This window comes from Scytonema sp. UIC 10036, from assembly GCF_009725235.1.
Map to the genome: position 1 here is coordinate 1 of NZ_WJFC01000041.1, position 13,016 is coordinate 13,016.

General features: G+C 41.6%; 17 protein-coding genes and 1 CRISPR repeat array. Of the genes, 7 read left to right on the forward strand and 10 right to left on the reverse strand.

Annotated features, from left to right (window positions below; all coding sequences use genetic code 11):
- Positions 1-114: 114 nt before the first annotated feature.
- A CRISPR array of direct repeats spans positions 115-1,759; the repeat unit is 25 nt; unit sequence CTTGAAACGTAGCGATTCCTGGAAA.
- A gap of 131 nt (positions 1,760-1,890) precedes the next feature.
- On the reverse strand, positions 1,891-2,220 hold the full coding sequence (locus F7734_RS20105) for a HigA family addiction module antitoxin (RefSeq protein ID WP_243146980.1): 330 nt from the start codon (positions 2,218-2,220) through the stop codon (positions 1,891-1,893).
- A 186-nt stretch (positions 2,221-2,406) separates the two neighbouring features.
- On the opposite strand from F7734_RS20105, the gene F7734_RS20115 reads away from it, so the two are divergent.
- Together F7734_RS20115 and F7734_RS20120 are read left to right on the forward strand one after the other, a co-directional pair.
- Positions 2,407-2,571 carry a hypothetical protein gene (locus F7734_RS20115; protein WP_155746345.1) on the forward strand — a complete coding sequence of 55 codons (165 nt, stop codon included), beginning with the start codon at positions 2,407-2,409 and terminating at the stop codon, positions 2,569-2,571.
- A 195-nt stretch (positions 2,572-2,766) separates the two neighbouring features.
- Positions 2,767-4,914 carry a DNA phosphorothioation-associated putative methyltransferase gene (locus F7734_RS20120; RefSeq protein ID WP_155746346.1) on the forward strand — a complete coding sequence of 716 codons (2,148 nt, stop codon included), beginning with the start codon at positions 2,767-2,769 and terminating at the stop codon, positions 4,912-4,914.
- Between the two features lie 43 nt (positions 4,915-4,957).
- Here F7734_RS20120 and F7734_RS20125 read toward each other — a convergent pair whose 3' ends face one another.
- A complete protein-coding gene (locus tag F7734_RS20125; RefSeq protein ID WP_155746347.1) occupies positions 4,958-5,131 on the reverse strand; it encodes a hypothetical protein in 174 nt (57 codons plus the stop codon).
- A gap of 217 nt (positions 5,132-5,348) precedes the next feature.
- Between F7734_RS20125 and F7734_RS20130 the strand changes: the two genes are divergently transcribed.
- Positions 5,349-5,837: a helix-turn-helix domain-containing protein gene (locus F7734_RS20130; RefSeq protein ID WP_155746348.1), complete on the forward strand. Its 489-nt coding sequence runs from the start codon at positions 5,349-5,351 to the stop codon at positions 5,835-5,837.
- On the forward strand, positions 5,834-6,157 hold the full coding sequence (locus F7734_RS20135; protein WP_155746349.1) for a hypothetical protein: 324 nt from the start codon (positions 5,834-5,836) through the stop codon (positions 6,155-6,157). Before F7734_RS20130 ends, F7734_RS20135 begins: the two co-directional genes overlap by 4 nt.
- A 266-nt stretch (positions 6,158-6,423) precedes the next feature.
- On the opposite strand, the gene F7734_RS20145 is transcribed toward F7734_RS20135, so the two are convergent.
- Both F7734_RS20145 and F7734_RS20150 read right to left on the reverse strand, forming a co-directional pair.
- Complete coding sequence (locus tag F7734_RS20145) at positions 6,424-6,627, reverse strand: hypothetical protein (protein ID WP_155746350.1); 204 nt, start codon at positions 6,625-6,627, stop codon at positions 6,424-6,426.
- Between the two features lie 114 nt (positions 6,628-6,741).
- Positions 6,742-6,933, reverse strand: coding sequence for a hypothetical protein (locus F7734_RS20150; protein ID WP_155746401.1), 192 nt, complete (start codon positions 6,931-6,933; stop codon positions 6,742-6,744).
- A gap of 138 nt (positions 6,934-7,071) precedes the next feature.
- Here F7734_RS20150 and F7734_RS20155 point away from each other — a divergent pair, with 138 nt between their 5' ends.
- Complete coding sequence (locus F7734_RS20155) at positions 7,072-7,836, forward strand: hypothetical protein (protein WP_155746351.1); 765 nt, start codon at positions 7,072-7,074, stop codon at positions 7,834-7,836.
- A gap of 130 nt (positions 7,837-7,966) precedes the next feature.
- Here F7734_RS20155 and F7734_RS66165 read toward each other — a convergent pair whose 3' ends face one another.
- From F7734_RS66165 to F7734_RS20175, 5 genes are all read right to left on the reverse strand, one after another.
- Positions 7,967-8,233: a Uma2 family endonuclease gene (locus F7734_RS66165; protein ID WP_347566244.1), complete on the reverse strand. Its 267-nt coding sequence runs from the start codon at positions 8,231-8,233 to the stop codon at positions 7,967-7,969.
- Positions 8,196-8,459: a Uma2 family endonuclease gene (locus F7734_RS66170; RefSeq protein ID WP_347566245.1), complete on the reverse strand. Its 264-nt coding sequence runs from the start codon at positions 8,457-8,459 to the stop codon at positions 8,196-8,198. The genes F7734_RS66165 and F7734_RS66170 overlap by 38 nt, the downstream gene beginning before the upstream one ends.
- 54 nt (positions 8,460-8,513) lie before the next feature.
- Complete coding sequence (locus F7734_RS20165) at positions 8,514-8,657, reverse strand: hypothetical protein (protein WP_155746352.1); 144 nt, start codon at positions 8,655-8,657, stop codon at positions 8,514-8,516.
- Between the two features lie 96 nt (positions 8,658-8,753).
- Positions 8,754-9,524, reverse strand: a complete 771-nt coding sequence (locus F7734_RS20170; protein WP_155746353.1) for an SDR family oxidoreductase — start codon at positions 9,522-9,524, stop codon at positions 8,754-8,756.
- A 57-nt stretch (positions 9,525-9,581) separates the two neighbouring features.
- Positions 9,582-10,355, reverse strand: a complete 774-nt coding sequence (locus tag F7734_RS20175; RefSeq protein WP_155746354.1) for an enoyl-CoA hydratase/isomerase family protein — start codon at positions 10,353-10,355, stop codon at positions 9,582-9,584.
- 122 nt (positions 10,356-10,477) lie between these two features.
- Between F7734_RS20175 and F7734_RS20180 the strand changes: the two genes are divergently transcribed.
- The gene (locus F7734_RS20180) at positions 10,478-11,386 is read left to right on the forward strand and encodes a LysR family transcriptional regulator (RefSeq protein WP_155746355.1); all 909 of its coding nucleotides are present in this window, start codon (positions 10,478-10,480) and stop codon (positions 11,384-11,386) included.
- A gap of 119 nt (positions 11,387-11,505) precedes the next feature.
- Entirely contained in the window at positions 11,506-11,820 is a 315-nt protein-coding gene (locus tag F7734_RS20185) for a leucine-rich repeat domain-containing protein (protein ID WP_155746356.1), read from the forward strand.
- A gap of 155 nt (positions 11,821-11,975) precedes the next feature.
- Here the strand turns inward: F7734_RS20185 and F7734_RS20190 are convergent, their stop codons facing one another.
- Complete coding sequence (locus tag F7734_RS20190) at positions 11,976-12,878, reverse strand: TauD/TfdA family dioxygenase (RefSeq protein WP_155746357.1); 903 nt, start codon at positions 12,876-12,878, stop codon at positions 11,976-11,978.
- Between the last annotated feature and the right edge of the window lie 138 nt (positions 12,879-13,016).

Sequence of the window (13,016 nt, forward strand, 5' to 3'; positions counted from 1 at the left end):
AAAACAATTTATTTTTCTACCATAATACTTAATACTATATTCGCCTTTTTCTCGTGGGATTGGAGAACTGTATAATATACAGACAGCAGGTACAGCCCAGTTAGCATCACTAAGCTTGAAACGTAGCGATTCCTGAAACGGGACTGAAACCCGCACCTGCATCATCGCGATCGTATATCTTGCCACTTGAAACGTAGCGATTCCTGGAAACGGGACTGAAACCTTCTGACCATTCAAGCTGACGACCAACTGCTTTTTCCTTGAAACGTAGCGATTCCTGAAACGGACTGAAACATTCTTCACCATTCAACACTATACATACCTCATCTATAGCTTGAAACGTAGCGATTCCTGGAAACGGACTGAAACATTGAGTGGTACGCATACGAATCAAAACAAGCTTGTAACTTGAAACGTAGCGATTCCTGGAAACGGGACTGAAACTAATTGTTGTAATGATTTACAACAACAAATCAATGCCTTGAAACGTAGCGATTCCTGGAAACGGGACTGAAACGCTACGGGAGCAGAATCAATCAAGAAGAGTCTGCTTGAAACGTAGCGATTCCTGGAAACGGGACTGAAACTCAAAAGCTGACTTTACAGCTAGAACAGACTCTGCTTGCTTGAAACGTAGCGATTCCTGGAAACGGGACTGAAACCTCCTATCCGTAGGGAGTGGAAGTCTTTGCCAAAGGACTTGAAACGTAGGCGATTCCTGGAAACGGGACTGAAACCAAAGAACATATCAAGCGTCACATTCAATATTACGGCGACTTGAAACGTAGCGATTCCTGGAAACGGGACTGAAACGGCTTTTACACCTACCTGTTACCTTTTTAATTTAAGCTTGAAACGTAGCGATTCCTGGAAACGGGACTGAAACTAAACCTGGGGATTTCTACTTTTTCACAGGGACGCTTCCAGCTGAAACGTAGCGATTCCTGGAAACGGGACTGAAACCAAATTTACTGTTACTGTTAAGCGCTTAACACTCTAACTTGAAACGTAGCGATTCCTGGAAACGGGACTGAAACAAGGAAATTTCGCATCTTTCTTGCCCACCCACCTACTTGAAACGTAGCGATTCCTGGAAACGGGACTGAAACAATCTTTATCAGCCTCATCGCTCGTTCTTTCGATGCTTGAAACGTAGCGATTCCTGGAAACGGACTGAAACATGATGCGAATCGGCATCCTAGAACTGCCGAAGATGCAAGACTTGAAACGTAGCGATTCCTGGAAACGGGACTGAAACTTTAAGTCAGAGCGGTAAGACCGTACACGCTTACTTGAAACGTAGCGATTCCTGGAAACGGGACTGAAACGATCTAGACGCGCATCGCAAACAAATTAATTTTACACTTGAAACGTAGCGATTCCTGGAAACGGACTGAAACTATTATCTCAATTTAGTTCTATAGAAAGTTTATTAGACTTGAAACGTAGCGATTCCTGGAAACGGGACTGAAACGTATAAGCTTCAGACCCTTTTGACACCACTTTTGTTTCTTGAAACGTAGCGATTCCTGGAAACGGGACTGAAACTTCCTATATCAGCTAATTAGAGATAAAATTCGAGAATCTTGAAACGTAGCGATTCCTGGAAACGGGACTGAAACCGCCAAAGAGCACAAAGCTTAAATGTTGTACTCTTTGCTTGAAACGTAGCGATTCCTGGAAACGGGACTGAAACAAGTCGAAGATTGTATCAATCAGCCGCTAAACATTCTTGAAACGTAGCGATTCCTGGAAACGTAGTGATTCTCGGCAACGGGACTGAAACACATAGGCAACAATAAGTACAACTTGTCAACTAAGGAGCTTTCAATCTGCCACCAAATCTGTGATTATAGTTGCAGGCTTGCAGCCCCTTAACAACCCCGATGGCTAAGCCATTTTGTTCAAAGAGACTTTCATTTCCAGATTAATGACCTTTACCTTAGACAAATCAGTAGATTGCTTAGCTTGCCAAAGATCGTACTGCTGTTGCATATTTAACCATAGACCAACACTGGTATTTAGTGCCTTAGAAAGTCTTAAAGCCATAGCAGGACTTACTCCAGCCTTGCCATTGATGATCTTGGACATATAAGCCCTGTTCACTCCAATCATGTCGGCAAACTTTGAGATACTAAGACCATAAGGCTTTAAAAACTCCTCCTTTAAGACTTCGCCGATGTGTGGCGGCTCGTACATTTGTATTCTTTCTTTTGCCATAGGTTTTTACAATTAATTTTTAAGCCAAAGAGATTATTCATTTTTCCCGTTGACCACTACTATCTAATGGTAGTCAACGTAGTCCAGGACTTCAACATTCTTGTTTTCCTCTTCCCACTTAAAGGTCAATCGCCAATTTCCAATAACCGAAATTGAGTAGTGATCTTTTAAATCACCTTCCAATTTATGAAACTTGAAATTGGGAAATTCCTTAAAGATTTTTCCGTGATTTTTTTGGCAGAGCGATCGCTATCTCTTCTGCTAAGAAATATTTCTAACAAACATCGTGAGGTTTATTTCCAAGCATTAAAACAGCCACTGTCTGCTGAGTTATGTATTCCAGATGTCTGAGGATTTCACGCTTTGCAGATCCCCCCAACCCCCCTTAAAAAGGGGGGCTTTGCGTAAGAAATATGTAATATAAAATACTTGTATTGGTAAAAAATCTGGAAAAAGTGATTCAAATGCGATTGATTGTGCGAAGATTAACATTACAGTCAGGCATTCAGCGATTTTGCCAGTAGCAGTTCTCCACAAATAAGCCCAATGGCTCTAGATAATGATAGCTTGAACAAATTTGAGGCAATAACTGAGAAATCTCAGGTTAGAGCGGAACTGGGAGTTGAGTCTTTACAGGCGATCGCATCCTGCTGTCAGCGAAGTCAAGTTGGTAAACTATTGCCAGAAGCTCTTTACGTCCACATAACAGCACTATCCACCCTTGACCCCTTACTCCAGCAATATGAAAGCCGTGCCAGAAGTGTAGTTCCCCAAGCCCAGGAAGCAACGCTTGTAAAATTTAGCACTAGCAAACCCAAAATTTCCTACCTATTCTATCCAGATTTTGACACAGACCCCCATCCAGCCCTAAAAGCCAGTATCCAAGTTGACACAGAAACCCTAGAAACCACATATCGAGACTACAGTACTACAGAAAATCCTCCCATACTCCATCGCAAAGAAACCTTTGTTACACCAGACTATCCCCAATACCAACAGTTTGCCGAACTAACAAACGCTCAAGAAAAATTAGGTTTGCTAGACAATTCAAGAAACATCGGTACGCGAGAAGGATGGCAAAGACGCTTGCAAGCATTTGGGGTAGAAATTCAGGGACACCATCTCATACAACACAACACAACCAACACAACACAACAGACAAAACCAGCCAACGAACCATTAGCACCCCGCATAGATCGTCATAGAGCAGCAATTTACCGCAATGATTTATCCCGTCCCGTGCGCCTAGCATTAGATGCCAACTTATTTACTTCAGAAACCACCTTTTTTGACTATGGTTGCGGACATGGCGGAGATATCACCCGAATTGCCCAAAAAGGTTATAACAGTATGGGATGGGACCCCTACTATTCACCGGATACTCCCCGAACCCCTGCCGATATCGTCAATCTTGGGTACGTAATAAACGTTATAGAAACCCCAAGCGAACGGCGAGAGGCGCTGGTAAAAGCTTGGGAACTTACCCGTAAAGTTCTGCTTGTCTCAGCCCAAGTTTTGATAGCATCCACCAGGGGTGTTGTTGCTTATGAAGATGGAGTCATCACAACCCGCAATACTTTTCAGAAGTACTACGAGCAAGAAGAACTCAAACGTTACATTGACCAAGTTCTTGGTGTTGATGCCATTCCCGTTGCTTTAGGCGTTTATTTTGTTTTCCGGGATGAAGCTCAAGCACAGTTGTTTCGAGCTTCCCGCTACCGTTCTCGCGCCACAACCCCCAGAGTTCGTTCTCGCATTAAACGATTTGAAGATTATCAGGAACTGCTTGCACCTCTGATGGCGTTTTTTACAGAACGGGGTCGTTTTCCCAGTAAAGGTGAACTACCACAAGAAGATGATATCAATTCAGAATTTGGCACCCTGCGACGTGCTTTTCAAGTCATTTTGCAAGCAACCAACCTGGAAGAATGGGAAGAAATTTCTGAAAAACGCCGTCAAGATTTGATGGTTTATTTGGCTTTGAGCCAGTTTAGCTACCGCCCAAAACTGAGAGATTTAGCCCCCGAAGTTCAAGAAGACATTAAAGGTTTATTTGGCACTTACAAGCAAGCCTGTGTCAATGCTGACATCATGCTTCTCAGCGTAGGGAATCTAGAAATTCTTCAGGAATGTTGCCAAAACAGCTCCGTAGGGAAAAAACTGCCAAATTCTCTATGGGTTCATATCTCAGCCCTACAATCACTCGATCCCCTCTTGCGCCTTTATGAAGGTTGTGCAAGTCGTATTATTGGTCGTTTGGAAGAAGCAAATGTTATCAAATTTCACACCAAAAGTGCAAAAATTTCTTATCTTTATTATCCCAACTTTGACTCAGATCCCCATCCGACACTCAAGACTTGTATGATTATTAACTTACAAGACTTGCACGTTAGTTATCGAGATTACGATACAGATGATAATCCCCCCGTGCTTCATTATAAAGAAGCTTTAGTGACATCCGATTATCCGCTTTACGAGAAATTTGCTAAACTGACTCGCCAAGAAGAAGACTGGGGACTATTGGATGATTGGCGCAGTATCAGTCATTATTCCGGTTGGCTTAAATGTTTGGCAGACCACTGTGCGACTCTCAATGGTTATCAACTGCACTGGCGCAAAGATGCCGATCCTTATAAGCTTAAGGTGCTGCGCTCTGCTGTTCGCAACCGTCAGGAGAAAAGGCGGAATCAGTGAACAGTGAGCAGTAACCAGTGACCAGTGACCGGGGTTTTTTAGTCTAATTCTTAGATACCATTATAGGATGCGATCGGTTGGGTACGGTTTGAGCTTCGCGATCGCTAATATCAAATCCGGTAGCATATGAATGATTAAAAAACCGCTCCAGACGCAGAGAGCGCACCAGAGAGGAAAGAGAAATAATTCCGATATGAACGGATTTGATATAAAACAAAATGTCGCACTGGAACTATTGCAGTTACGTTAGGACTTACGCAAAGCCCCCAATGTATCGGGGGGCTTGGGGTCCCCTCTGGGGTTGGGAGGAAATGGGGGGAGCTACAACGCGTGAAATCCTTAAAATAGCGTTGATGTTGCGTAAGTCCTGTATGTTTAATGTCATAATAAAGTAAGTGTAAGCTTTTAAATAAAAATACGGAGTTCAATTTCCTTTGGATGAAGCAAAAAATAGGAAAAGTGAATTTGTTTATAATGTGGGTGAGATTTCCTCTATTCGTTCATCTCTTTCACTCACTGTAACAGAGATGGCAAAAATACTTAGAGTTGAGAGACAAACTATTTACGCCTGGATTGGAGGTAGTTTTGAACCACATCCGTCTAATCAAAGTCGTCTTAACAAAATACATTCGATAGCAAAGTATTGGGACACACTATCTTCTTTACCAGTTGGAAATTTTGTACGACAATCTTATAACAATGGGAAATCTCTTTTTGATTTACTTTCTGATGATGTTCTAGATGAAAAGGAGATACATAATCATCTCCAATTACTCTCAGAAGATATTAGCCAAGGTAAAAGTTCACCAAAAAAACAGAGCAAGCCTAGTGTGCGGGAGCTAGCGGCAAGGCATAGTTCTAAGGTAAGCGAAAATAATGATACGATAGATTGGCTAACAGGCAAACGTATTGGATTAGAATGAATAGCGCTGATTCCCATGACTTGATGAAGTCTCGTTTGCACAATCAAAACACTTGTCCTTGGGTAGGCATTCGACAGTATACAAACCAATTGTCGCCAAAGAAAGCCAACCCTGGATATGTTGCACGCGCACGTGTAATTTGTGATAACCACAAAAGCGAATTAAGCGATCGTTATCCTGGTTGGTATGTAGCGATTGAACCTGACAGTGGTGATTATTTTCTTGATGCTAATAAAGAAGTTGCCCAGAATCAGGCTCGCGCCAAACATCCATCTAGATTAATTTGTACTTTTCAGTTAAATATAGTAGGAAATTATTAAAACAATTGATTGAAGGAAAATTTAGCAGAAAGGGCGAGATGTTCTTTGAAATAGACTTTGTAGCGGCAGACGGATTAATTATTACTGTTGATGCCCTACTCGATACAGGTTTTACCGACTGGTTAGCACTTAATACCCAAGACGTACTCCACTAGGACGAGGATTTTCAGCTAGTTTTAGAATTTTTTCGTTGATCCTATCTCTAATATCATTCGGTAGCTTTTTTAATTGCTTTGCCACCTTACTTTTAATTTTGATTTGATAGGTCACGATTCTAATTCTCGCTGATACTCTTCCCAACTAATGCTAGTATCATTTCTAGCTTCTTTAATAGCTTGAATATCTTCTTCATCTTCAGCCTTGCGAATGTTTAACAGTTCTATGACATCTTCTAAAGTGTCTTCATAAGCCTGTTCTAATTTTTCGTAGATTACTTTTAACAATGCTTGTCTTTTGGTTGTGGTTTTCATTTTTATATCCTTAATCAAATTTAATACCAAAATTAGTTCCTAAAACTTTTTCCATTAACTGTTGACTTGTATTTAACCGACAAAATTGATTATATTATATTATATAACCATAAATTAGATTGCTCGCTGACCAAATCGCCTTTTTAATTTGGCGTCTGCTTCTTCAATTGTTATCATAACCGGGTTAGGATTACCAGCACGTCTTTTGTCCATGTAAGTATAGAACGCTTCATCGTCATAGCGATTTGCTAAAACGTAAGCTTTTAGTTCTTTTAGTGTCATTTCTTGAAAATTTGGTTTCGTCAGGACCAAATATCCTCTCCTGTTGGTGTAACTTCGGCTTCTATCGAGTTGTCATTTCCAACAAGCACTCACCGATAGAGAACTCGGTGATGGGCAAAAGAAAATTCAAATTGGCTATGAAGCTAGAGCACATAAGAGTGAATGTTGTTCGCTCTTGATGCTCGCTCTTTAGTCAATGCTTTAGAATTGGCAGTAGAGACAACACCACCCAAAATATCGGGGACTATCCATATAACTCTTGCTGTTGCGGAAGAATCCATCCAACAGCGTGCCGTTCTTTATAAAACAAAAATTATGGCTTACTCAGACTTCAACGATTTACCCAGTGTAATCAATCAATTTAAACTAGAGTTAATTCAAGAAACACCACAGTTATTTTCAGATGCTCCACCAATACAACCCAGCAATTTACTTAATGAAATTCTCAAACGAAACGCGACAAGAGTTGTTCTAGAATTAAGAAGTGAAAAAGAAAAAAGCGAACGAATCATCAGTCCTATATTAACAGAACTGCAAGAAATTTCCAGTACCCCTATTAACGTGTTTTCAGGAGAAACGTTTAATGTAGACAAATCAAGTGGTTTAACCGGTGTGTGCGACTTCTTAATATCAAAAAGTCCGATCAGTATTACAATCGTTAAACCCGTAATAACCGTAGTTGAAGCCAAAAAGTCAGATCTAGCTTTAGGCTTACCTCAATGTATTGCTGAAATGGTGGCTGCCAATAAGTTTAATAAAGATATGCAACAAGTTTTTGGTGTAGTGACTACAGCAACACAATGGACTTTTTTGAGTCTAAGAAATAATGCAGTAACCATTGACCCTACCATATATTTGTTTCCACCTGTAGATAAAATTTTAGGAATCTTGATGGCAATGGTAACTAGTACAAATGATGAAGCTTAGAAAAACGATTCACCCTTATGTACATTGGTAGAGAATGGTAATATCAACTCTTCACCCTCTTCAATACCTCAAATTTGTCCATTAATGGTCAATTTTGGGAATAATCGCACGGGTTGAAAAAGAATTCAATTTACAGAATACTACGCAAATCTAAAACAAAACCGGGCAACACATCTTCACCAGATAAAGTCGTAGGAGATTTTAGAACTTCCACCTCTCGTCCTTGGCGATAAATTTCCACCTGCTGATTCTGTGGATCGATGAGCCAACCCAAACGAACTCCATTGTCCATGTACTCCTGCATCTTAGCCTGCAAAGTCTTCACTTCATCAGTTACAGAACGCAACTCAATCACAAAATCACCGAGCAATTGGTGGAAATTTTTGTCGTTGCTCAAAACTCAAAGATTCCCACCTTTCTAACTTAATCCAAGTGACATCTGGAGAGCGATTTGCTCCATTGGGGAGTTTGAAACACGTTGATGAATCAAACGCTTTCCCTAAATTTTGCTGACGGTTCCAAATCCCTAAGTCAAGATAAAGCTCAAAATTTTGATTTCCTGTTTCCCCACCTGTTGGCGACACGATGACGAGTTCTCCAGATGCTGTACATTCAAACTTCATTTCTGGATTCGCTTTCACCAATTCGTAAAAAGCCTGGAAACCCAGAGTTACAAGCTATTGCTGAAGAATTGTGACTAAAATAACTCCCAACTCATCTTCTAGAGCGGCGATCGCATCATTTATATGTAGCGAGCTGGCACATTCGTAGGCAGACCAGTGGTGTATTTTCGTGCTACAACTCAAACGAAAAATAAGCACTGTATTATGTAGTGTCAGGCTACATCGTGGTCAAGCCCACATCATTCGTAAAAGGTTGACAGGTGAGACTTCAGTAAAACACCAACATTTTAACTCCTAAAACCCGAAGGCGGTAAAACCACCATCGACAGCAATGCATTGTCCGGTGATGTAAGCTGCTCCTGGCATACATAAAAATGCAACCAATCCAGCAATATCTTCGGGTTTGCCAATACGACTCATAGGAGTTTTTGCTAGCACGGATTTCAAAAAGGTCGGATCGCTTAGCAAAGTCTCTGTTAAAGGAGTTTGGATAAACCAAGGCGCAACGGTGTTAACCCGAATTCCATCGCCTGCCCATTCCACCGCTAATGAACGAGTCAGTTGCACGAGGGCGGCTTTTGTCATACCGTAAGGAGCACCTGTACGAATAGCAGTTAATCCGGCGACAGAGCCAACATTGACAATGCTACTATTCATGCTGGCTTTCAGCAAAGGATAAGTGAGTTGACAAAGTTCAAAGACCGAATCGAGATTGGTTTGGAAGATCGATGCGTATTCTTGTGATGAATAGTCCACTGCTTTCTTCCGAATGTTAGTGCCAACGTTATTGACGAGAATATCGAGTTCTTCCCCAAATGCAGATTTAATGTGGCTGAGAACGGTTTGGCGACCTTCTGTAGTAGCTACATCTGCCGCAACACCGCTTGCTTTCCAATTCTGCGATCGCCAAGATTCTAATACCTGCTCCATTGTTACTCCATTGCGGGCTACAATCGTTACCTCAGCACCCAAAGCCAGGAACTCTTCGGCAATCGCTCGCCCAATTCCTTTTGTTGCTCCGGTAATTAAAGCTTTCTTTCCTACCAGTGTCCAGCGATCGCTCATGGTTTTCTTCTTCCCGTATAAACAGATTGTACAATTTTCTCAAACTGTTGAATAATCCTACGAGCCAGCATTACGAAGATCCGTTGCGGTAATCCCCTCCAGCGCCAGCCCATAGCCGATTCCTTCGCTAACCAATCGTTTGAGCCGTTGGGTTAGAGCAACGCGAGTGTAGCGCAAATTGAGAGTGGGTTGTTTAGCAAGCTGTCTTGCCAGTTCCCAAGCTCGTTCCAAAAGGCGATCTGAGGGCAACACTTCGTTCACAACACCCAGTTCGTAGGCTTGTTGGGCGGTTAGCATCTCTTGAGTCAACAAGAAATAACGTCCGCGAGATGGTCCTAGTACCAAAGGCCACAGGATATGCACGCCATCGCCCGGTACAATACCTGCATTCAGGTGGGGCATATCCTGGAATACTGCATTCTCAGAAGCCAGAACGATGTCAGTCGTGAGGATATATTCGGTGTGCAGCAAGGCAGGACCGTTGACGGCACTGATGACAGGCACTTCAATATCCAGCAGGTTTTGCAGAACTTTCTTGCCTTCCCAATACGTCTTGTCCCATTCACGGGGATTAGTGACATCACCCAAACTTTGGAAGTCAATTTGTGCCATCCAGGAGTCGCCTGTGCCTGTTAAAATCACCACTCGATTATCGCGATCGCGACTAATATCGTAGAAGGCATCAGGAAATTCCCGGTGGGTTTTACCTGTGAATACCAAAGGTCCTCCATTAGTGTGCATCCGTACTTCCAAAATCCCGTTTTCGTCTCGGTAGAAGTGCAAGTTTTCATACCGATTGAAGTAAGCTGGTTGTTCGATTGTAGATTGCATAGTTTTATCTCCCGTTTGCTTTCAATTGAGCTTCTACAAACTATGGTGATTTATCTTTAAAGCTTTGAGAAGATGGCAAAAAGGAATATGATTTATTCCAAACAAGAATCAATTGAATCACGATGGATCGGATTGACTGCATCAAGAGTTTTGTTCGCGTGGTGGAGACAGGAAGCTTTTCGGCAGTTGCACGAGAACTGGATACCACACAACCCACAATTAGCAAGCAAATTGCTGCTCTAGAAGAATACCTAGGCGTACAACTGCTGATGCGATCGACTAGAAGCCTAAACTTGACAGATGAAGGAACTTGCTTTTACGAACACTGCCAACAGGTGTTAGAAGCGATCGCAGAAGCAGAAGCCAGTGTTGGATCGAGACAAACACCATCGGGTTTGCTGCGCGTCAGTTGTCCAGTGGCATTCGGACAGTTTCAAATTGTGCCTCGCCTCAAACTATTTTTCGATCGATATCCGGATATCAAAATCGATTTAACTATGTCCGATCGCTTTAGCGATCTCATTGAAGAGGGCGTAGATTTAGCCATCCGAATTGGCAATATACAGGACAATTCACTGATTACACGTCGCCTTGGTGTAACGAGACGGATTACAGTCGGTGCGTTATCTTATTTCCAGCAAGCGCAAGAACCTGAAGTACCGGAAGATCTCACCCACCATAACTGCATTGTTTACACGCAACTTTCCACCGTAAATGAGTGGCACTTTCAGGGAACGCACGGAGACGTAAAAGTGACTGTAAGCGGGAATTTTCAGGCAAATAACTCAACTGCTGTGCGTGAGGCAGTTTTGTCAGGCTTGGGCATTGCAGTGTCGCCAATATGGTTATTTGGCGATATCTTGCCTCAAGGAACGCTCAAAGTTGTGCTAAAGGACTATCAACCCACTCCTTTGCCGATTTATGCCGTTTTCAGAAGAGGACGGTTTCAACCTGCGAAAGTGCGTTGTTTCATTGATTTTTTAGCTGATGAGTTTAGGAGCGATTCCTGGCTATCAGATTATGAACATTAGCTCTCGAGCAAAGCATTCATGACAGATGAACTTTGTCAATAAATTGTCAGACAATATGTTTATATTGCTGGTTATAATCGCATCGCGATCGCTAGTAATTCTTTTGAACGCCTGTGCGAATGGCAATTAATCCAACGACAGAGCCAACATTGACGATGCTATTATCTATGCTGCCATCAGAAATAGTCCAACTCACCAATTTGAAATTCCTTGACCTCAAATTTAATCGACTGAGTGCGCTGCCATCAGAATTTGGACATCTCAGCAACTTGAAATCGCTATACCTCTGTTACAATCAACTGAATGCGTTGCCACCAGAATTTGGGCGTCTCACAAACTTGCAATTGCTAGACCTCAATGAGAACCGACTGAGCGAGTTACCACCAGAATTTGGACGCCTCACTAACTTTTGGACTGGGTTTGAACATCCGTGAGAGGTTAAGATAAAGCGCCTTTTGTCAAGGCGACGAAGGAAATTATGGAAGTTTCCTTAGTTCATCATTCCAACCTAGCAATCTGCACTCCGCACAGTAGCGAAGCGATCGCCTATTTCTTAGGATATAAAGAGTTTGAAAACACGCCCTAGTCGTTATGGATTGCCTGAATGACAATCCACCACTCCTAACCGTAATGCAATACGCTGGTATTGGGTGGAATCATAGAAAGTTCCTCGATGCATTACTTGTGAGTTATCCCAAAAAATAATATCTCCAGGCTCCCAAACATGGGAATATACAGGAGTGTGTTTTAAAACAGTCTCAAATAAATCTTGCCAGTATTGTTGTGCTTGTTCTGGTTTATCTTCCATACCTAAAGGAATTGCTGTATTCCAAGAACCTAGATATAAACCTTTTTGACCCGTAACTTTGTGAGTTGAAACAATGGGATGAACTTTTTTGGGAACATCATCCCAGTTAAGATTTTTCCGCGCATAGATCGGTGACATTTGATACATTGATATTTGTTTTAATTCCTTTTGATGACTGGGAGCAAGATTGTTATAAGCTTCTATTAAATCTAAATATTCTGTGGTGTGAGGTTGTCCATTTTCTCCCTGTTCAGGAACTTTTATACTGTAGAGCATGACAACATACAGTGCATTCATATCCAATTCTTCTATTCTGGGTACTCCATCTTTATCTTGATGCCACACCCTGGCTCCAAAAATCTTTTCAGGAGGTTCTTGATCCAATCCTTTAGGATTACCTAAAATAGCTGTGTATTGGCTCTGGATATCTGGCGAGAGATCTGGAGCTAAAGAAAAAGAATTACCTCCAAACATCAAATCTCCAAAAGTTTTTCTGGCAAATTCTTCTAACTCGAATGCAGTCATCTGTTGATTTTTGACAACAATCACACCATGTGACCATAGAGATTGTTTTAATTGATGTCTTTGTAAATCTGTCAGATTAAGTAAGTTACTTCCAGGAAGTACTTCCAATCCTAGTCTTGAATTATATGGTGCCTTTTTTAAGGAATTTTTAAGCATCATAAGAGTTCCTATTGCTAGAGACTAAAATAGCTATAATCGAATTCAACCTCAAGCTTGTCATTAAAAACTTATCGTGATTATAACTTACGCAGAAAATCGGGTTTCTGTTTTCACCCAATTTATTTTAGGTTTTACGAC

Excerpts from the sequence above, each read along its gene's own strand:
- F7734_RS20105 (WP_243146980.1), bottom strand. The coding sequence starts at position 2,220 with ATGGCAAAAGAAAGAATACAAATGTACGAGCCGCCACACATCGGCGAA.
- F7734_RS20115 (WP_155746345.1), top strand. The coding sequence starts at position 2,407 with ATGAAACTTGAAATTGGGAAATTCCTTAAAGATTTTTCCGTGATTTTT.
- F7734_RS20120 (WP_155746346.1), top strand. The coding sequence starts at position 2,767 with ATGGCTCTAGATAATGATAGCTTGAACAAATTTGAGGCAATAACTGAG.
- F7734_RS20135 (WP_155746349.1), top strand. The coding sequence starts at position 5,834 with ATGAATAGCGCTGATTCCCATGACTTGATGAAGTCTCGTTTGCACAAT.
- F7734_RS20145 (WP_155746350.1), bottom strand. The coding sequence starts at position 6,627 with ATGAAAACCACAACCAAAAGACAAGCATTGTTAAAAGTAATCTACGAA.
- F7734_RS20155 (WP_155746351.1), top strand. The coding sequence starts at position 7,072 with ATGTTGTTCGCTCTTGATGCTCGCTCTTTAGTCAATGCTTTAGAATTG.
- F7734_RS66170 (WP_347566245.1), bottom strand. The coding sequence starts at position 8,459 with ATGAAGTTTGAATGTACAGCATCTGGAGAACTCGTCATCGTGTCGCCA.
- F7734_RS20170 (WP_155746353.1), bottom strand. The coding sequence starts at position 9,524 with ATGAGCGATCGCTGGACACTGGTAGGAAAGAAAGCTTTAATTACCGGA.
- F7734_RS20175 (WP_155746354.1), bottom strand. The coding sequence starts at position 10,355 with ATGCAATCTACAATCGAACAACCAGCTTACTTCAATCGGTATGAAAAC.
- F7734_RS20180 (WP_155746355.1), top strand. The coding sequence starts at position 10,478 with ATGGATCGGATTGACTGCATCAAGAGTTTTGTTCGCGTGGTGGAGACA.
- F7734_RS20185 (WP_155746356.1), top strand. The coding sequence starts at position 11,506 with ATGGCAATTAATCCAACGACAGAGCCAACATTGACGATGCTATTATCT.
- F7734_RS20190 (WP_155746357.1), bottom strand. The coding sequence starts at position 12,878 with ATGATGCTTAAAAATTCCTTAAAAAAGGCACCATATAATTCAAGACTA.